At 70.0% G+C, this 16522-nt stretch carries 19 protein-coding genes; 1 reads left to right on the forward strand and 18 read right to left on the reverse strand.

Annotated elements, in window-relative coordinates; all coding sequences use genetic code 11:
- Positions 1-7: 7 nt before the first annotated feature.
- Positions 8-784: a Tox-REase-5 domain-containing protein gene (locus L0U85_RS03805; RefSeq protein WP_241376428.1), complete on the reverse strand. Its 777-nt coding sequence runs from the start codon at positions 782-784 to the stop codon at positions 8-10.
- A gap of 155 nt (positions 785-939) precedes the next feature.
- Between L0U85_RS03805 and L0U85_RS03810 the strand changes: the two genes are divergently transcribed.
- Positions 940-1614: a hypothetical protein gene (locus L0U85_RS03810; protein WP_241376429.1), complete on the forward strand. Its 675-nt coding sequence runs from the start codon at positions 940-942 to the stop codon at positions 1612-1614.
- A 97-nt stretch (positions 1615-1711) separates the two neighbouring features.
- Here L0U85_RS03810 and L0U85_RS03815 read toward each other — a convergent pair whose 3' ends face one another.
- The 17 genes from L0U85_RS03815 to L0U85_RS03895 form a co-directional block, all read right to left on the reverse strand.
- Positions 1712-3367 (reverse strand): hypothetical protein, encoded by a 1656-nt coding sequence (locus tag L0U85_RS03815; protein ID WP_241376430.1) that lies wholly within the window; start codon positions 3365-3367, stop codon positions 1712-1714.
- Positions 3354-4493 (reverse strand): AAA family ATPase, encoded by a 1140-nt coding sequence (locus tag L0U85_RS03820; RefSeq protein ID WP_241376431.1) that lies wholly within the window; start codon positions 4491-4493, stop codon positions 3354-3356. The genes L0U85_RS03815 and L0U85_RS03820 overlap by 14 nt, the downstream gene beginning before the upstream one ends.
- A 168-nt stretch (positions 4494-4661) precedes the next feature.
- Entirely contained in the window at positions 4662-4994 is a 333-nt protein-coding gene (locus L0U85_RS03825; RefSeq protein ID WP_241376432.1) for a hypothetical protein, read from the reverse strand.
- On the reverse strand, positions 4991-5473 hold the full coding sequence (locus tag L0U85_RS03830) for a hypothetical protein (protein ID WP_241376433.1): 483 nt from the start codon (positions 5471-5473) through the stop codon (positions 4991-4993). The genes L0U85_RS03825 and L0U85_RS03830 overlap by 4 nt, the downstream gene beginning before the upstream one ends.
- Positions 5474-6526 carry a DUF4192 family protein gene (locus L0U85_RS03835; protein ID WP_241376434.1) on the reverse strand — a complete coding sequence of 351 codons (1053 nt, stop codon included), beginning with the start codon at positions 6524-6526 and terminating at the stop codon, positions 5474-5476.
- Positions 6527-6621: 95 nt separating this feature from the next.
- Positions 6622-7086, reverse strand: coding sequence for a hypothetical protein (locus L0U85_RS03840; protein ID WP_241376435.1), 465 nt, complete (start codon positions 7084-7086; stop codon positions 6622-6624).
- The gene (locus L0U85_RS03845; protein WP_241376436.1) at positions 7083-7541 is read right to left on the reverse strand and encodes a hypothetical protein; all 459 of its coding nucleotides are present in this window, start codon (positions 7539-7541) and stop codon (positions 7083-7085) included. The genes L0U85_RS03840 and L0U85_RS03845 overlap by 4 nt, the downstream gene beginning before the upstream one ends.
- Positions 7542-7552: 11 nt before the next feature.
- Positions 7553-7996, reverse strand: a complete 444-nt coding sequence (locus L0U85_RS03850; RefSeq protein WP_241376437.1) for a hypothetical protein — start codon at positions 7994-7996, stop codon at positions 7553-7555.
- Between the two features lie 5 nt (positions 7997-8001).
- The gene (locus tag L0U85_RS03855) at positions 8002-8433 is read right to left on the reverse strand and encodes a hypothetical protein (protein ID WP_241376438.1); all 432 of its coding nucleotides are present in this window, start codon (positions 8431-8433) and stop codon (positions 8002-8004) included.
- A 110-nt stretch (positions 8434-8543) separates the two neighbouring features.
- Positions 8544-9833 carry a hypothetical protein gene (locus tag L0U85_RS03860; RefSeq protein ID WP_241376439.1) on the reverse strand — a complete coding sequence of 430 codons (1290 nt, stop codon included), beginning with the start codon at positions 9831-9833 and terminating at the stop codon, positions 8544-8546.
- Positions 9834-10002: 169 nt separating this feature from the next.
- Entirely contained in the window at positions 10003-10905 is a 903-nt protein-coding gene (locus L0U85_RS03865; protein ID WP_241376440.1) for a hypothetical protein, read from the reverse strand.
- Positions 10906-10994: 89 nt separating this feature from the next.
- Positions 10995-11411 (reverse strand): hypothetical protein, encoded by a 417-nt coding sequence (locus L0U85_RS03870; protein WP_241376441.1) that lies wholly within the window; start codon positions 11409-11411, stop codon positions 10995-10997.
- A gap of 98 nt (positions 11412-11509) precedes the next feature.
- Positions 11510-12103 carry a hypothetical protein gene (locus tag L0U85_RS03875; protein ID WP_241376442.1) on the reverse strand — a complete coding sequence of 198 codons (594 nt, stop codon included), beginning with the start codon at positions 12101-12103 and terminating at the stop codon, positions 11510-11512.
- A 105-nt stretch (positions 12104-12208) separates the two neighbouring features.
- The gene (locus L0U85_RS03880; protein WP_241376443.1) at positions 12209-12571 is read right to left on the reverse strand and encodes a hypothetical protein; all 363 of its coding nucleotides are present in this window, start codon (positions 12569-12571) and stop codon (positions 12209-12211) included.
- A 778-nt stretch (positions 12572-13349) separates the two neighbouring features.
- A complete protein-coding gene (locus L0U85_RS03885) occupies positions 13350-14189 on the reverse strand; it encodes a replication-relaxation family protein (protein WP_241376444.1) in 840 nt (279 codons plus the stop codon).
- A complete protein-coding gene (locus L0U85_RS03890; RefSeq protein WP_241376445.1) occupies positions 14186-16123 on the reverse strand; it encodes a type IV secretion system DNA-binding domain-containing protein in 1938 nt (645 codons plus the stop codon). The genes L0U85_RS03885 and L0U85_RS03890 overlap by 4 nt, the downstream gene beginning before the upstream one ends.
- Positions 16120-16515 (reverse strand): hypothetical protein, encoded by a 396-nt coding sequence (locus L0U85_RS03895; protein ID WP_241376446.1) that lies wholly within the window; start codon positions 16513-16515, stop codon positions 16120-16122. The genes L0U85_RS03890 and L0U85_RS03895 overlap by 4 nt, the downstream gene beginning before the upstream one ends.
- Between the last annotated feature and the right edge of the window lie 7 nt (positions 16516-16522).

Here is a 16522-nt window from a genome sequence, read left to right on the forward strand (position 1 = left end):
CCTGATCCTATCCTTCGCTGCTAGGGAGCGGCTTGTACAGCACCTTGACGCGGCCTCGGAGTTCACGCACGCGGCGGAATCTGCGCCGAATCAGAGTGGCCGATTCCTCCTGCATGCACCACCATTCGACCGGGCGGCCCGAAGCTGCCTTGACCTGGCGACGCGCCTCCTTCACCAAGCCCTCAAGTCCAGCCTTGCTCGACTGCTCGAACCACCGGTGCCAAGCCCCGTCCTTGTCGACGAACTTGTTGTAGTCGCCTTTGGCGTCGAGCAGGGTCTCAACGACTGTGGGGCCGGAGTCGTCCAGCCGCCTGGCGTCGAACCATACGCCACCGACCTTGTATTCGCGGTCGTCGTTGGGTCCTCCGTTGGAGGTCTTGACCCATTGCTCGTACTTCTTGTTGATAGGGCTGCCGTGGTTGCGCTTCGGCGGTGTCTCCCACCTGCCGGCCTCAGACGGCTGCCCAGTGGGGCTCGCTGTGGACGTCGGAGACGCCGCGGGCGTCCCTGCCGTGCTGCCTCCGTGCCTTAAACCCTTCAACGCCTCGGCCTGCGCGCGCGCCGCCTCGATCTGCTCGGCCAACGCGATCTGTTGGCCGGCGAGTTCCTCGATCACTCGCCCAAGTTCGTTGCTCGCGGTTGCCTTGTCGTCAGCGCCGAGTCCACTGAACTGACCGGCGAGTTCTTCGACCTGGGACTTGGTGGCAGTGAGCGCCGTGGCGACCTCGCGGGCTTGCTCGGCGTTCGCTCCGATACTGGCGGACACCTCGTCGATGTGCGACACCCTGACTCCCCCTGGCGATCTGCTGCACCTTGTGGCGAATGGTGAGCAGTCTACGCATTCGGATACGAGCTCTTCGAGCGAGCGCCACTAGCTGATCAGGACGTGAAGTCTCGATTCGGCTGAGTCCCACCGGGGTCGCTGTCTAGACTCGCGCCATGTGGACAACGACGGCGGCATTCAGCGGCTTGATCGTTGCAGCGCTCTGCTGGCGATTCGCCCTCACGCTCGCCCCAGATGAGCATGGCATACCACTCTCGACGCTACCTCGCAATCGCTGGCTCGCCGCGATGTGCGCCGCTCTGCTCGGTGGGGCCGCGGGTGCAGCGGGGACGGCGGCGGTATGGCCGCACCAGCCCGACGTCCTTGCCTTTGCGCTGTTCGCGGCCGTCTCACCGTGTCTGGCCGTCATCGACGCGGTACTGCATCGTCTGCCATTCGTAGTGGCGGGAGTTCTGGCAGTCGCCGTGGCGATCGCGTTCGGGTGGGATGCCCTGCTCTCCGGCGAATCGGACGCGCTGATGCGGGCGGTGTGGGCCGGTGCCGCCGCTGGAGCGTTCGGACTTTTGTTGTGGCTGGTCTTCCCCGGGAAGTTCGGGTTTGGCGATGTGGCGTTGCTTTCGGTGATCGGGGTGTTCGCAGGGTCGTTGTCGTGGGCGGCGATATGGGCGGCCCTGTTCGTGGGGTTCACATTGGCCGCATTGGGGGCCGGGGTGGCCCGGTGGCGGGCCGGGAGGACCGGGGCCCACCTTCCCTTGGGACCGTTCCTGTTGGCCGGTTGGTGGACGGTATTCGCGCTCTATGCGGCAGGCTGGGTCAATCAGCCTCTGTAATCCATAGTGGATATTCCGGGTACAGAAATAGAGCGTCTCGCGTGCGTTGGTGCCGCAGATGAGGCTGCGGCACCAACGGCTTCGTAGTCGCCCTGAATTACCGCGACCGCCTGGCTGCATCGCGCAGCGCCGCGGTCACTGCGTCGGTGATGACCTGAATCGAGGCGACCGGCTCGGTGACCTCCACGACGCGGCATGTTTCAAGGCCGCCGCGTTCATCGGGCGTGATCTGGATGACCGAGCAGCCGGATCGCCCGAGCCGTTCGCACTGGTCGGCCACCGGCCGCAGCTGGCTGCCGGTGAGGCCGCCGTCGGTGATCAGGAACAGCAATCGGGCGTGCTGGTCGGGCGTGCCGAGCCCGAGCACGCCGTCGAGGGCGTCGATGGCGACGTCGAGGTGATCGGTGCCCCACTCGAGCTCAGGCACGGGTATGGCGGCCGGGACCTTCCCAGGCGCAATGAGCGCCCGGGCCCAGACCCCGAACGTGGCTGCGGCAGCGGTCCCGCCAGTGCGTTTGGCCGCTTGCGCGAGCATCCACGCAGCGGTGGCGGCGGGCGTGAAGAAGCGGTGCATCGATCCCGAGACGTCGAGCGCGATCCCGATCCTGATCTTCGGGTCAGGTGTGCGCCTGCGCATGGTGCGCCGCCACGGCTTGGCCGACACCGGGGCCCCGGCCGATCTCTGGGCGGCTCCGGCGAGCGCGCCGCGCATGTTGAGTCTGCCGGGCGGGACCTCAGTGTCGACCACGGTGGCTTCGCGAGGCGGCTGGGCTGCTTGGGCCATGGCGCGGGCGAGTCTGGTCGCGGCCGACTTCTCCTCGGCGGTTGGCGGGCGTGTCTTAGCCGGTGGCCTGGTATAGGCGAACAGGTCGCTGATCGGGTCCTCGTACGAGGCGCTGCCGCCGCTGGGGAACGGGTTGATGGCGGCTTCAGCGAGGGCGTCGGCGGCTTGTTCGACAGCGTCGGCCAGGTCGGCCTGGCGCGCCTCGCTGCTGGCGGCAATCACCGTAGCCGGGTCGGTGAGCAGGCGACACCAGGCCCGTCCAAGTCGACCCATGGCCGCCCCGTCGGTATCAGCCACTGCCAGGGCGGCCCGCCAGACCGCTTCCAGCGGCTCGTACAGTTCCGGACCGAGCGCGCGCTGCAGCGCCGCCTTGGACGCGGTGATGTCCGGGTCGGTCCTGTCAAGGACGCCCGCGTCGACCCTGCCCAGGCACAGCGCGGCCGCGGCGGCGGCCTGCCACAGTCCCATCGCGCGGGTCCCGGTCTGACGAAGGCCGGGGACGTCGAGTTTCAGGCTGGCGGCGCGCAGCCAAGTTCGGTCCAGCGGCCGGCGCCTGATCTGGGCGGCTTCGATGCGGAGGTCATCGAGCATCATGGCAGCCAAGACGACCGGGACCGGCCAGGCTCTGCCGACGCGCCACCGAGTGTGGGCAGCGTGGGCGCATTCGTGAGCGAACACGCCGAGCGCGCATGGGTAGCGGCGGTGGTCGCGCAGATCGGCGACGCGGATGGTGGCCGGGTCGGTCCCGACGAAGCACACATCCGCGTCCAGCTCGATGACGGCGGTTCGTGTGTTGAACGAGCCTGGGGCCCGTCCGGCTGCGCCGGGGGCGATGACGACCTGGACGTCGTCCCTGCCCGACAGGAGCGGGGCCAGGTGCGTCAGGCTGTCGGCGATGCGCTGCCAGTCCGGGTGCGATGTGGGCCTGGCGCGGCCGGTGGCGAGGTGGCCGGTCTTACTGCTGGTCATCGTCGTCGCCTTCCTTGTCGTCGTCAGTTCCCGCGTTGAGTGCAGGCGGGATCTGCGTGCCCAGGCTGAGCGGCTGGGCGTTGTGGCCGGTGTGGCGGCGGATGGTCTCGGATACGGCTTCGCGGTCAGACTCGGCGGCGATGGAGACGAGGTTGCACAGGGCTTCGAACTCGCCCATCACCGCCGCGATGTCCTTGTAGCCGAGGAGTTCACGCAACTGCGGGGCCGACTCCGTCTCGCCGCGCCGGTATTGCTCGTTCAGGTCGGCGGCGATCTGGATCGCGGTTTCGGGAACGCCGAGGGACCGGGCCAGGTCGTAGTCGGTGCTGACCTCGATGTGCGCGGCGAACCTGCTCGCGAGCGCCTCGGTGAGGATCGCCCCGGCAACGCCGGGGTTGTGGCCTCCTGCAACGTAGAAGCCGGGTTCGGCCTCGATGGTCTCGCCTTCGTGTGCGGTCAAGACGATCTCACCGCGCCCGTCCATGGCCGGGTAGACCGTCGCCAGGACGGCCGGGGAGATGAGCGTGCAATCGTCGATGAAAAAGCACCGACCCTCCGTCATCGCCCGGACCAGCGGCCCGTCGACCCACGCGAACGTCCCGTCTGGGCGCTGGGTGTACTCCCCCACCAGATCGCCAGTGGTGGTCTCGCCGTCGCCGGCGAGCGTGAGCAGATCCGGGTAGGCGGCCTCGATCAAGGACGTCTTCCCGGTTCCCGGCGGCCCGTACAGCAGGACTGGTTTCCCCGCCGTGCGCAGGTCGCGGAGGACCTCGACGTCGGGCCTCCCCGCCAGCAGCCGGGGGTGGTAGAGCGTCCCGCCCGGCCGGGCCACGGGGGCGGCCCGTAGGACCGGCGCAGGAGGCGGGGTGGGTGCCGGGGCGGGCGCGGCGGCAGCGGTGTGGGTGGTCCCGCTTGCGAGGGTCCACCGCTGGGGCCGGAGGGCGACCAGGTCGACCTTTCCGGCCTTGTGGAGTTTCGCGAGAGCCTGACCGATCGCGCCTTCGGAGGTCGAGCCGTACTGGATGACGATGGAATGGAGTTCCTTAACCGACAACGCCGTCGGTGCTTTGTCTGCGAGGGTGTCGAGGATCTGGTCTTGCAGTTGTCCTGAAGTGCGAGCGCGCATGACAGGGCTTCCCTTTCACGGGTAGTAAGACTGGGAGGGCGTGGCCCGCTCGGTTGCGGGCCGCGCGAGAAGGGCCGGAGCCGCAGCGCGGCTCCGGCCTCAATTCGACGGATCTACTGGTCGGCGGTGAGTGCGGCCAGCGGCCTTGCGTAGGCGGCCGCAACCTCGTTAATACGGACGGGATTGGTGCGTCTGGCGGCGATGTCCCACTCGGGCGCCGGTGCCCCGCAACCGGTCGGAATCGATCCCGAACCCGTCCGGGCCGATCGCGGGCGTGCAGTGGTCGAAGGCCGCGACCAGTGCCGTTGCCGTGACCGCATCACCGTGCTCACGCAGGCACGCAGTGACTGCCTGGCCGAGGTCGTCGAGCCCGTCCCAAGTGACTTCGGGCTCGTTCCAATAGCAGCCGAGCAGGCCCCAGGTGCCGACCGGGTCGCTCAGGTCCTCGCTGAGGGCGACGCGCAGCATGGCGTTCAGGCCGTTGTGGATCTGGCGCTTCATGCCGCGCCGCCCCACTTGACCGAGTTCCCGGTCAGGGCCGTCAGGACGGTGAACAGGCCGATCATCCATTCGTCGACCGCGCGCGTCGCGTCGGGGAACAGTCGCCAGTTCGGCTCGGACCCGTCCGGCTCCCAGGTAAGGTGTCCGACCGCGCCGTCGACCAGGACTGCGGTGCCGATTCTGGACTGGCCGTCGCGATCGAAGTGGACCTCGCCAGCGAACGCGACCGCGCACAGCCCGGCGGTCACCTCGGTGATGCGGCCATCGCGAATCCGCTCGACCGCGCCCGGCAGCGCGCTCGTGTGGGCGGCAGGTCCCTCGGTCGTGGCCAGGTGCGCCTCGATCCCGGTCAGGCGGCGAAGGTAGACCCTGGCCGGTCGCCGGTAGACGCCCAGCACCGCCGCCTCGCCCGCACTGGTCAACGCTTTGGTGTGGGCGATGAGCATCCGCCCGATCGCGAAATGGGTTTGCGGCTGCATTCAGGCCACCTCCTTGCTGCGCATCGGCTGCGTGGCGGCGGTACCGGACGGCACGGACGCGTCGAGGGTGTCGACGCCGTCGAGATAGGCGGCCGGGACACCGGTGCCGACGATCGCCTCGACTGCCTCGACGATCGCGAGCCCGAACTTGTCGGCCTCCCGCGCGGCCCGGACGGCCTCGGCGACGAGGGGGTCCTCGCCGCGCCACGCCGCCAGTGCCGCCAGAGCGGCCGCGACAGCACGCGGGGTCCCGGTGGTGTGGCAGGCGATCTGGCACCACAGCCCCAGATGCGCCTCGGCGGCGGTGTCGGCTTCCCAGATCGCCTGCACCGCGAAATCGCACAGTCCGGGATCGGTGGCGAGCGCGACGCCGAGATAGACCGCTTCGGCAGCCGGCGGGGCGGTCTCCGATCGCATGGCCGCCTCCAAGTGCGGCCGGTCGTCGCCGGGCGGTGCCTCGGCGGCGTCGGTCACGGCGAGGAGGTCTGTCGCAAGCTGCTGGGCCTGGGCGCACTCACGGCGCGTCTGGGCGTCGGCGAGCGGTGCGAGGGCTTCAGCCTCGCGGGCGGCTGTACAGGCGGTGTGGAAGGCCAGCGCCCCCAATCGCCCCCAGGCCGGTCGCGGACAGTCGATCTCGGGCAACTCGCCCGGGTCACTCTCCAGGGTGCGGTCTTCGAAGTAGGCCCACCGATGGCGGTCGGGTGTGACCACCAGCGGCCGGGCCTGGTCGGTGATGCCGCAGGCCGCGAGCGCCGCGATGGCGCGGCTGAGTGCTTCGAAGCCGTCCGCGAGTTCGGGGCCGTAGGCGATGAGCCTCAGCTCGTCGGTCCCAGTCGCGCGCCACCAGTAAGCGAATTGCTCGGCCCCGGTCGGGTTGCCCAGGATCGCGGGCAGTCGCTTGGTGCGTAGCGCGCACGGGCGGTCGTTTCGCAGGCCGATCCCGACCAGCTCGGCGACCGGCTGGCGGCCTATGAGGTACGGGACGAGCCCGAGGATCTCGCCCGGTTCGAGCGAGGCGATGTCGCCGCAGGCGACGTAGGATTGCAGACTCACTGCACTTTTCCTTTCAGTGTTTCGTGTGGTGAGTGCGGCCGAGCGGAGTTGGTAGCTGAGCTCGGCCGCACTGTCATTTCGGCCCGATCTCCGCCTCAGGCGGGGACCGAAGTTCTGGATGGGGCAGGACCGCGTTGGCCCCGGAATGGGTGGGCAGTGAGCTGCCCGTATTGGTTCTGGGCTTTGTAGAGCGCTGCCGGGTCGAGCCAGTCGACCGGGCGCAGGCGCTGCTCAGTTGGCAGGACCCCGACCGCGACCGGACCGCGACGGGGCAGGTCGAGCACGAACATCACCCCGATCCCGAGGTCGACCTCCTCACCGGCGCGCGGCGGCTGGGGCGCTACTCCGAGTCGCGGGTCCGGTTGCAAGGCTGCGACGCGCACGGCGGTGACGGTGAACGCCAGTCGCACGGTCTGCCCAACCAGGTCGGCGTCGAACTGGCGGTATAGGTGCGTCTCGGGCTTGCGGAGGCTGACGGTGCCGAACCTGCCCAGCTCGCGTTCGGCTGGCGGCCAGGTCAGCAGCCCTTTGCCGAGCGGTACGGGCGCATCGAAGCTCATCGCATCGCTCCCGTCTCCGCGGCATCGCGCTGCCGTGGGATTGGCACGGACCGGCCGCAAGAGCACCCGGGCGGGTGGGCTTCAAGCTGGATGAGGCGGCCGTCGAGTCGGTCGAGCACCCGGTCGCGCCAAGCGGTCTGGCCGGGCTCGGGATCGAGGCCGATGCGGTCGACCGGGCCCAGTCTCGGAGCTGGCCGGTTGGTCCGCAACAGACCGACGCCGATCGTGAAGCCGGTCGCCGCGTTGTTGGCGAAGTGCGGACTGACGGGAATCTCGGTTCCCGAGCCGGTGATGACGGCGATGAGCAAGGCCCGCATCCCGTCCGGCACGCCATGGAGCGTCACCCGATACCCGGTGAGCGGGTGGTCGAGCGCGACGGTCGGCGGATCAGCGATGGGGTCGGGCACGGTCAGGACGCGGAGTGTTCCGGCCCCGAGTTGGTGGATGGTGGACATTGCAGTTCCTCCTATACGGATCGGTCACGCGGCTTGCTCTGGCCGCGTGTCTCGGGTGGGCGGTGGAGTTCGAGGCGTGCGTATCGGCCTTCGACTCGCGCGAGCGCGACCGGGTCGAGCCAGGGCATGTCGATCTCGTCTGCCGGGCGGATGCCGATCAGGTCGCAAATCCCGGATGGGTCGGTCGTGGCGATGCAGACAGCGCCGGTGCCCAGGGCGACCGGGGTCTCGACGGTGCGGGTGTAGACGGTTCGACCGGGCCCGAACCAGTGGTCGCGCGCGATGCGGCGAGGTGCTTTCAGGACGGCGACGAGGACCGTCCGGTCCCAGCGGGGCACGGCGCGCATGACCTCAAGGCCCGTCTCGCCGACCACACCGACCAAACCGAGCCGGCTCGATGCTTTCTCACCGGGCGGGACGTGCACGATCCCGGTGGCCAGGGGCTTTCGGATCACGCTGTTCATGACCGCCCCGCTTCCGGCCCTTCGGGTTCGGTTTGCCGCGGGCCGCCGCAGCCACATGCGGCCACGGCCAGGCGCAAGTCGAGCCGGACCCGACGACCGCGCAACCGTCCGAGCGCCTCGCGGTCCAGGCCGCCGTCGGCGTACCCGGCAGGCGGTCGCACACCGACGAAGTTGATGCACCCGCCGACGCGAATGGCGGTCACCGTTCCGGTCCCGAGGGTCTCGGTCCGGGCCTCGGTACGGCCCGGAGTCAGTTCGGGCGGCCAGGTCGCGGTCAAGGACGCGGTCATACCAGTCGGGATGTCGCCGAAGCATTGCAGCGCCTGCTGCTCGTCGCAGAGCCCGACGGTCGTGACCTGATCGGATCTGACTTCGGCAGCGGGGACGGCCAGGCGGCCGACACCGAGTTCGAGAATGTGTTCACCCATGATGGATGCTCCTGTTCATTCGTTCGTTGGGTACGGTGGGCCGCCGCCCCGGCGAGCCAATGACTCGCCTCGGGGCGGCGGCGTCGGGAGGACAGGTCAGGTCCGCTGCGCTACTGGGCTTCTCGGCACCGGTAGGTCAGCGGCATCCGGTTTTCGATCTCGGCGACCCACTCGCCGTTCTCTTTGCGTTCGAGCGCGATCAGCGCCGAGCGGACCGCTCCGGACGGATTGGCCGAGACCCGGTCGGCGAACCGAGGGTCGTTCTTCAGCTCTCGCACGAAGTCGCCCGGTTTGAGCTCTTCACCGGGGTTCTCCTTGATCAAGGAGATGAGCATCTGCCGCAGCTCGCCGTCAGCCAGGCGCCGCCTGCCGTCGATGCGTCCGTTCGAGCCCGACTTCGTCCGGCCGACACCCTTGGGGTGAGGCAGGGCGATCTCGGTCCGGCAGGTCGGGCAGACCGTGGCGTGCGGCGCGTCGGCCAGCTGCGCGACAGCCGCGATCGCGTCCAATTCGCCCGGTTTGACGAGCACGGTCCAGGTGACCTTGTCGTCACGGTCCCGGTCGTCGGGAGCGAACGGGTCGGAGCACTTGACCGCGTCGTGTTCAGCCAGCGCGCACAGGGCGTGCAGCGCCGTCTCGGTCTGCTTGGGACCGGCCACCTTGAACGCCGCGAGAGTGATCGCCTCCAGCCCCACCGGGCCTTCGATGCCGGCGAGCTGACCCGCCAGCAGCAGCACTGCCGGGTCCGGGTCGGGCACCGAATCCGGCTCGTCCTCACCCTCGGCGGCCGCATCGGCGGCTCCGTCCCCGTCGTCGTGCACATCGGGCTCGGCGGTTCGGGGCTCGATCCCGTCCGCCTCGTCCTCGTGCTGGTTGCCTGCCGATTCGCCGTCGTCGTCGGTCTCGCCCGGCTGGTCGTCGCCTTCCGGCACTGCGCCCGGTCCGGTGGGGTCGTCGGAGCCTGCCGGTTCGGTTTTGCTGCCGTCCTGGGTGACCTCCTCGCGCGTGCTGGACTGGCCGTCGGCGCCTTGTTCGGGCAGGCCACTCTTTTCCGAGGCGGTCTCTTCGCCGGAAGCTCCCGGTTCGGTTTCGAGTCCGGACTCGGACTTGGTGTCCTCTTCGGCCGGGTCAGTTTGGACGGCGTCGTCACCCTTTGGCGCGGCCTCGTCGGTCTCGGCTTCGGTGGTCTCGGCCTGTGCCAGCGTCCACTGGGCGGCGCCGTGGTCGTTGGGCTCGGTCTCGGCGATCACGTCGCTCTTGACCAGTTGGCCGAGGGCCCGGTTGGTGTCGGCGACGGTGAGGCCGCAGGCTTCCGCGATTGCCTCGGCGGTGTGGTTGCCGGGGTTGGATTCGAGGAACTCGGTGATCGTGTTGCGTCGTTGTTCGGCCTTGCTAGCCATTGTGGATGTACCTTTCCTTGTTCTTCGTGTGCATGACAATGGCTCGACTCCGTGGCGGTGTCGAGCCTGGTTCAGTGGTCGTTACCAGCGTCTTTGGAGGCTGGGCGGCGGTGCCGGCTGTTGGTTCGGGCCAGGTCGTTCCTTTCTTTGACGGCGCTCGGCTGTGGTCTTACAGCCGTAGGTCGGGGAGCAGTCGCTCGACCAGCTCGGCGGTGTGGTCGTCTTCGATGGGGCCGAGGTCGATCTCGGTGCCGTGCACGGCGAGCCAGGCGCGGCCGTGGAGCGGGTACAGCACCCAGTCGCAACCGGTCTCGCAACCGCGGTCGCATTCGAAGGTCAGGTCCCGCCCTACGTCAGGGCATTCGTCCCAGCAGTGGTGGGCTTCAGTGCACTGGCAGATCTCGTCGTGTCCCACGCCGAGCCAGCGGATGGACTTGGCGCCTCCGACGCCGTCGAGAGTGTCGGTGGTGTGGACACCGAAGCCCCGGTCGGCGAACACATCGAAGTAGCGGGCGGTCAGGTCGGGCCCGACCAGGAAGACCAAGTCGTCCGGCTGGGACGGATAGGCTTCTGGCCTATTCGACGGGGTGCCATCCAGGCAGCAGCACTGCGCCGTCTGAACGGTCACTTCAACGTCGCCGTCGTACTGGTCGCGTTCGGTCTCCGCGCCGGCCTCGGCTTGGGCCTGGAGCCAGTCGTCAAACCCGTCGGTGCGGACGGTCGTCACCTGGTAGTCCCCTGCGCTGGTCAGGCGCTGGCAGGCCGGGGCGTGGGCGCAGGCGGTGACGGTCACGCCCTGGAAGTCGGTGATCAGGCCCTGCCGGTAGGACAGGTGGACGGCGACCTGCAGCGCCCGATCGGACTCGCCGGCTTGCGGGACCGGCCCGCCACTGTGGAGAGCGAAGGCCTGCTGCCAGGTGCGGCCGGGTCGGGGCGAGGCAGCGAGCCTGGCCCGGTGGTAGGCGCGGCAGAGCTCCCAGACGAGGCGGTCTAGCGCAGCGGGACTGCGGTCTTCCCCGGCGGTCTCGACGAGCAGCTCGTAGGTGTCTTGGGTGAGTTCGATGGAGGCCATGAGTGCACTCCTTTCTGTGGAAGGCCCGGCACCGGCCGGACGTGATCGGCGAGAACCGTTGGAAGCGGCTCCCGAGGAGTTGGGCTGGGTCAGGACTGGTCGGTCAGGGTCAGGTGTGCGAGGCGCAGCCGCTCGTCGAGGGCGCGCAGGGCTTCGTTGCGTTCGGTGATCGCGACTTGGACGGGGCGGCCGAGCCGCTCGACTTCGGATTCGCTCAGCGGCTCGCCGATGGCGAGCGCGTGCTCGGCGGATTCGAGCTGCCTTCGCACACGCTTGCGGCTGCGGACCCCTGCGGATTCGATGGCCGCCCGGTAGCCGTCCAGGATGGTGGCGGCGACGTTGTCGCGGTCGTTCAACGCGGCAGCGGCCTCGTTGATCTCGTCGGGCAGGTAGCTGTCGAGGAGCGGCAGTCGCTCGCGCAGCTCCCGACAGGTCGCCCCGCAGAACTGCTGCGCTCGCTGGTCGGCGAGCGGGACAATGATGCCGGTGTGTTCGGTATCGGTCATGGCCTTGTCTCCTGTTCGATCGGTGCGCCCGGAGCGGACATAAGGAAGCGGCGCACCTGGTCGGGCACGCCGCTCGTTTCGCTTCATGGCATTGGGGTTCAGCACGGGCCGGCCCAGCTGGCTGTGCTCGGCGCCTTGATCGCTGCGGCTCCGTGAGCGGCGTAGGCGGGCAGCCGGGGCCGGTCGCCGGACACGAGCGCCCGGTAGCACTCCAGGGGGATGAGGAGGTGCTCCATGTCCCGCCACACCGAGCCGGCCGAGTCGCAGCGCACGCTCGCTTCAACGCCGCCGTCGCGGTGCTCGTATACGACCGCGCCTCGCTCCCCGGTGGCGATGACCGCGCGCATCGCTTCGCGCCCTGTCGAGGACGGTTCGCGGGTGAGCAGGCCGATACCGGCCAGGTATCGGGGCTCGCCGGAGGCGAGGTCGCTCATGCGGGCGTCGAAGGCAGTTGCGGCCTCTAGCCAGCCCGCGCCGACCGCGTCCTCGGCGGAGCCGGGCGCGGCCTCGTCGAAGCGGTCGTGGAGTTCGGCCGTGGCCGCTTCCAGGACCGTGGTGGTGATCCGGCCGCCTGCGGTCTCCCAGCAGGCGATGATCCACGTGGTGCGGCGAGCGGGGTCGCTGGCGCTGAGGCGGTCGCGGGTCGGTCCCGCCCAGGCGCGCAGCACGGTCTTGAGGGTCTGGGTGTGCATGGCGGTGCTTCCTTCCTTGCGGCCCGGTGTCCGGGCATGAAAAAGGCGGCGGTGCCGGAGGCACCGCCGCGATGTCACGGTCGGTCGGTTCAGGGCGTTCGCCCGCTAATAGTCGAAGAAGTTCTCGAACCTGGCCCAGGCCGCTGAGGCCCAGCGGCGCATCCGGGGGCGGAAATAGTCGAGCCCGGACGAGGCCGGGCGCCGGGTGCAGCGGCGGCACTCGCACCCGAGTCGGTGGAGCTCGGAGGGCGGGACGAACATCTCGCGTTGCTCGTCGGTCATGACCAGCTCGGCGTGCTTGTCGAGGACGACGCGGATGCCGGTGCCGTTCGGCAGGTGGACGGTCTCTGTGACCGTGGCCGGGTAGGTGTGCCGGGCTCGCTGCCGGTAGATGCGGCCGGGGCTGGCGGGCAGGTAGAGGATCGGGCGGACGCGCGCCCGGTCGCCTGGATTCCATTGACGGATCACGATCGTGTGCTCCTTACTCATAGGAGGCTTGCTGTGCGCTGGGCACGGCGAAGCTGCGCACCTTCCGGTGCGCTTCATGGGTCGGGTAATCGCCCCGGCTCTTGGGTAGGGCGCTGCAGCCGTCCCGGTTACGGGCGGCAGAGAATGTCGAGCTGGGCTCGGTGTGATGCCGCCTGGTGGCGGCGGTGAGTGCAGGTGTGCGGGCCTCGTTCGGGGCGGCCCCAGGTCCGACCGGCTCTCGCCGGTGGGAGGTCTGGCGGCTCATCCCCGCCCGGTCAGGCTCGGCCTGCGCTCGTTGTGGGTGTTGGGAAAGTTGTTATGCGTCCACGCTAGCTGGTTACCCAGGCTTTTCACCGGCTCTGGCGCGAGGGTAATCACCTACCCTTGACTACCCTGCGCCCCGATCGGCGTGAACCGGGTGTCGTCGGAGCCCACACAGAGAGACCTGGGTCCGGTCGGGACCGGCACTCGCGCGAACAGAGCGGGGCAGTCGTAGCGGTCGGCGACGGCGGGGCCGGGCGGGGTTGAGGGACCTGCCACCGGGGAGGCCGATCGACCCGGAGCGGGGCCGGAAGGCGAACCACCGGCAGGGGAACGGCACGCGGCCGTCAAGGGGTCCTAGGGAGATATATTGTCGGAGTTCGATGCGCTGGTTACCGGGCCGGATGTGCTGGGCTTTCGCCGCAGCGGCCGATATTGCGGTGTCGGGGTCCTTCCGGGATGCCATGTACGGGATCCCATGCGCGGGAGCCCATCGGCGGGATGCCTGCGCTCGCCCTCACCGGTCGGAGGCGAGGTCGGCCAGGCTGCAGGGCCGGCCGGTGCCTCCCAGTTCCTGCCAGGTGTCGGCGTCGAGCAAGACGCCGCTGGTGTCGGTGGCGCCTCTGACCGCATCCAGTGGCCGGTACTGGACGGCGGCGGCCCGGATGCCGCCGAGGTCGAGCCGGGATCGGGCCAGGTTCGCTAGGCGGCGCGCGCCGCAGACCTCGACCAGCAGGACGCGGTCGGCCGCCAGGTGGATCGAGCGGCGGCGGGGGTAGCGTTCGAGCTTGGCGACCAGGCGGGCGAGGGTCTCGGTGCCGCGGTCGTGCTCGAACCAGAACCGCAGACTCCGGCCACCCTCCCAGGTGAGGGTTCCGGCCGCGTCGGGACGCACGCCGTCGAAGTCCTCGGCGGCTTCGGCCTCGCTGCGCCACTCGGTCACCTCCACGCCCCTGTCGCGTCCGGCTCGGTGGAGTCGGGCGAAGAAGGCGTTGACCGCTTCCTTGTGCGCGAGTTGTGACGAGAACAAGATCTGGTGCCCGGCTAGGGCGGCGGCCCGCTTCGTGGGCGGGCGCTCGCCGCGGCCCAGCGCCTGGATGACCTGGCCGTGCCAGCCGAGGGTGTACCGGTACGAGCCCGAGGCCGGGAGCAGTTCACGGTCCAGGATGCCGAGTTCGGTGAGGGTGAGCAGGCGGGAGGCGGCGGTGCGGGCGGAGGGGAAGAACACGGCGGTCAGCATCGCCGAGGTCATGACCTTGTGCCGCTCGAGATGGTCGATGATGGCGAAGTCGCGTTCGGTCAGGCGGCGGCGCAGTCCCGCCAGGCTCCCTGAGTCGGTCCCGGGCAACCGCGTCATCGCCGCGCTCCGTTCGTGAAGGCCCGGTAGCGGCACGCCTGGGCCCGTAGCTGGCGTGCGCGCCCGGCCACCGGCGGTGGAGGCGGCAGCGTGGCGAGGGTGAAGGCCGGCCGTTCCAGTCCGTCTGCGACCAGGCGGGCGGCGGCTTGGTATTGGCCGGCGTGGGCCAGGTCGTGTTCGGCCAGGTTCGGGAGGGTGTGGCGCGAGAGCAGGCGCGCGTCTTCAGGTGAGACGGTGAAGTAGACCTTGTTGCGCGCGTTCGAGGAGATCGCGAACTGCAGCTCCCGGTCGAGCTGGCCCATGTGCTGGTGGGCCAGCGTCAGCGACAACCCGAGGGCTCGGGCTTCGGCGAGCATGTCGTTGATCGACTGCGGCAGGTTGAGGAAGTTGTGGGCCTCATCGATGTACAGGCCCACGTCCGGGCGATTGGCCTCGGGGTGGGCTTGGCGTTCGAGCGCGGTCTGCCAGACGCGGGCGACCACGATCGAGCCGAGCAGTTTGGCCGTGTCTTCCCCGAGCTGTCCTTTGGGGAGGCGGACGAGGACGATCCCGGCTTGGTCCATCGCCTGGCCGAGGTCGAAGCAGGCGGCCGCTTCGGGCGCGCCGATGGTGTCGCGCACGAAGTCGCGACCCATGACGGTGCGCAGGCGGGCCAGGACCGGGCCGAGCGCCTGGGATTGCACGCCCGCCGAGAGCGCGTCGAACCAGGACCAGAAGCCGTGCAAGACCATCTCGTCCTTCTCGCCGAGGTCGGCGGTGTACGGCGAGCGGGCGTTCTTGTCGCTCAGCAGGGTCGGCAGCCCGGCCAGGCCGACGAGCTTCTCGGCCTGCTCGGGTAGGTTCCGCCCGCGCAGCCAGACTTGGGTGCGCAGGCCCTGGCGCAGGATGTCGTCGGCCCTGGGTCCCCAGTGGCGTTCCCAGATCCGGCGGCAGATACCCACGAAGTGGTCGATCGCGATCTCGGCGGCCTCGCCGTCGGGGGCATGGTCGATCGGCGGGAGTCCGGGCCGGTCGGCCCGGTCCTGGTCGGGGTCGATGATGACCAGCCGCCCGGCCGCCTCGCGCGGGTCGAGCCGGTCGAGCACGTCGCGGACCAGGTCGCCTTTCGGGTCGATCAGGACCACCGCGCGCCGGTCACGAACGTCGGCCAGCACCATGTTCAAAATCAGCGTCGACTTGCCCGACCCGGTCGAGCCGACCAGGTGCGCGTGGAATCGCGCGTCAGCGGCGGCCAGAGCGACTTTCCGGCCGGTCGCGGCGGCGGTGCCCAGGACCTTCGTGCCCCTCCCGCCCGAGCGGATCTGTGGGACGGGGGCGACCAGTCGCGCCCCGGCCCGCTCCAGGGCCGGGACCACTGCATCGTGCGGCACATGCGCGAGCTGGGCGATCTCGGCGCAGGTCAGCACCGTGCCGTGCTGGGCGGCATAGCCGGCGAGCGCCCGAGCGATCCGGCGGCGACGACGCCGCTGCCAGGCGGGCCCCAGCAGGGAGCCGACCGCCGCGGCCAGTTGCCCGGCCCGCTCCTGTGCGGTCTTCTTCGACGCGTCGGTGGCCACGGCGTAGCGGACACCGACCTCCCACAAGGTGCCCTCGGCGAGCCTGGCCTGCGCCCGCGATCGCCATTCGGTGACCCATCGCGGCTCCTCGGGCCGGGTGCCTCGTGTCCGTGTGGAGCCGCCGGGAGTGACCAGGTCGAGCGCGTCCGAGCCCAGGCTGCCGCCCGCGCGGGGGCCACGAGCGGCCTTGCGGAGGCGCCGGAGGCGGGCGCGGCTGGCCGGGCAGGCGACGATCTGCACCACCGCCCGGTCGGCTGGACCGATCCCGCTACCGGCCTCGACCAGGCCCCGCAGCCCGTCGACGGCCGACTCCGGCACGACCACCGTGGCCTGGTTCGCGCCTTTGCGCACCCGGTAGATGCCGCCTTCGATGATCATTTCCATTCCCCCAGTTCGGTCTCGGTCTCATTCGTGACGGCGGCTCCAGGCCAGGCGGCGGCCACTGCATGGCGCACCAGCGGGACCGACACACCCCCGGGCACCCAGATCCGCACCCGCAGGCGCGGGCCGTCGAAGCGGTACTCGAAGATCAAGTGCGGCTGGCCGCACCACCACCGCTTCCAGGGGCCGCGTTCGATCTGCGCAAGGTGCCGCCACAACTGCACGGCCCCATCGGGGTCGATCTCGGGCGGGGCGGCGACAGAGACCCACTGGCCTCGCTCGCGCCACCGGCGAATCTGACGGCGGTGCAGTACCGCGCGGATGGTGGCGAGGCTCGCCACCATCAGCGCCGCACCGGCCGCGAACGGCACGAGATCAGGCAGCGACACGTTCGGA

The sequence above is a fragment of the Glycomyces sp. L485 genome (genome assembly GCF_022548875.1).
Taxonomy (GTDB): domain Bacteria; phylum Actinomycetota; class Actinomycetes; order Mycobacteriales; family Micromonosporaceae; genus Glycomyces.

Coding starts and splice junctions, on each gene's coding strand:
- L0U85_RS03885 (WP_241376444.1), bottom strand. CDS start 14,189: ATGACGCGGTTGCCCGGGACCGACTCAGGGAGCCTGGCGGGACTGCGC.
- L0U85_RS03870 (WP_241376441.1), bottom strand. CDS start 11,411: ATGACCGATACCGAACACACCGGCATCATTGTCCCGCTCGCCGACCAG.
- L0U85_RS03815 (WP_241376430.1), bottom strand. CDS start 3,367: ATGACCAGCAGTAAGACCGGCCACCTCGCCACCGGCCGCGCCAGGCCC.
- L0U85_RS03840 (WP_241376435.1), bottom strand. CDS start 7,086: ATGAGCTTCGATGCGCCCGTACCGCTCGGCAAAGGGCTGCTGACCTGG.
- L0U85_RS03830 (WP_241376433.1), bottom strand. CDS start 5,473: ATGCAGCCGCAAACCCATTTCGCGATCGGGCGGATGCTCATCGCCCAC.
- L0U85_RS03875 (WP_241376442.1), bottom strand. CDS start 12,103: ATGCACACCCAGACCCTCAAGACCGTGCTGCGCGCCTGGGCGGGACCG.
- L0U85_RS03890 (WP_241376445.1), bottom strand. CDS start 16,123: ATGATCATCGAAGGCGGCATCTACCGGGTGCGCAAAGGCGCGAACCAG.
- L0U85_RS03825 (WP_241376432.1), bottom strand. CDS start 4,994: ATGAAGCGCCAGATCCACAACGGCCTGAACGCCATGCTGCGCGTCGCC.
- L0U85_RS03845 (WP_241376436.1), bottom strand. CDS start 7,541: ATGTCCACCATCCACCAACTCGGGGCCGGAACACTCCGCGTCCTGACC.
- L0U85_RS03860 (WP_241376439.1), bottom strand. CDS start 9,833: ATGGCTAGCAAGGCCGAACAACGACGCAACACGATCACCGAGTTCCTC.
- L0U85_RS03820 (WP_241376431.1), bottom strand. CDS start 4,493: ATGCGCGCTCGCACTTCAGGACAACTGCAAGACCAGATCCTCGACACC.
- L0U85_RS03865 (WP_241376440.1), bottom strand. CDS start 10,905: ATGGCCTCCATCGAACTCACCCAAGACACCTACGAGCTGCTCGTCGAG.
- L0U85_RS03855 (WP_241376438.1), bottom strand. CDS start 8,433: ATGGGTGAACACATTCTCGAACTCGGTGTCGGCCGCCTGGCCGTCCCC.
- L0U85_RS03810 (WP_241376429.1), top strand. CDS start 940: ATGTGGACAACGACGGCGGCATTCAGCGGCTTGATCGTTGCAGCGCTC.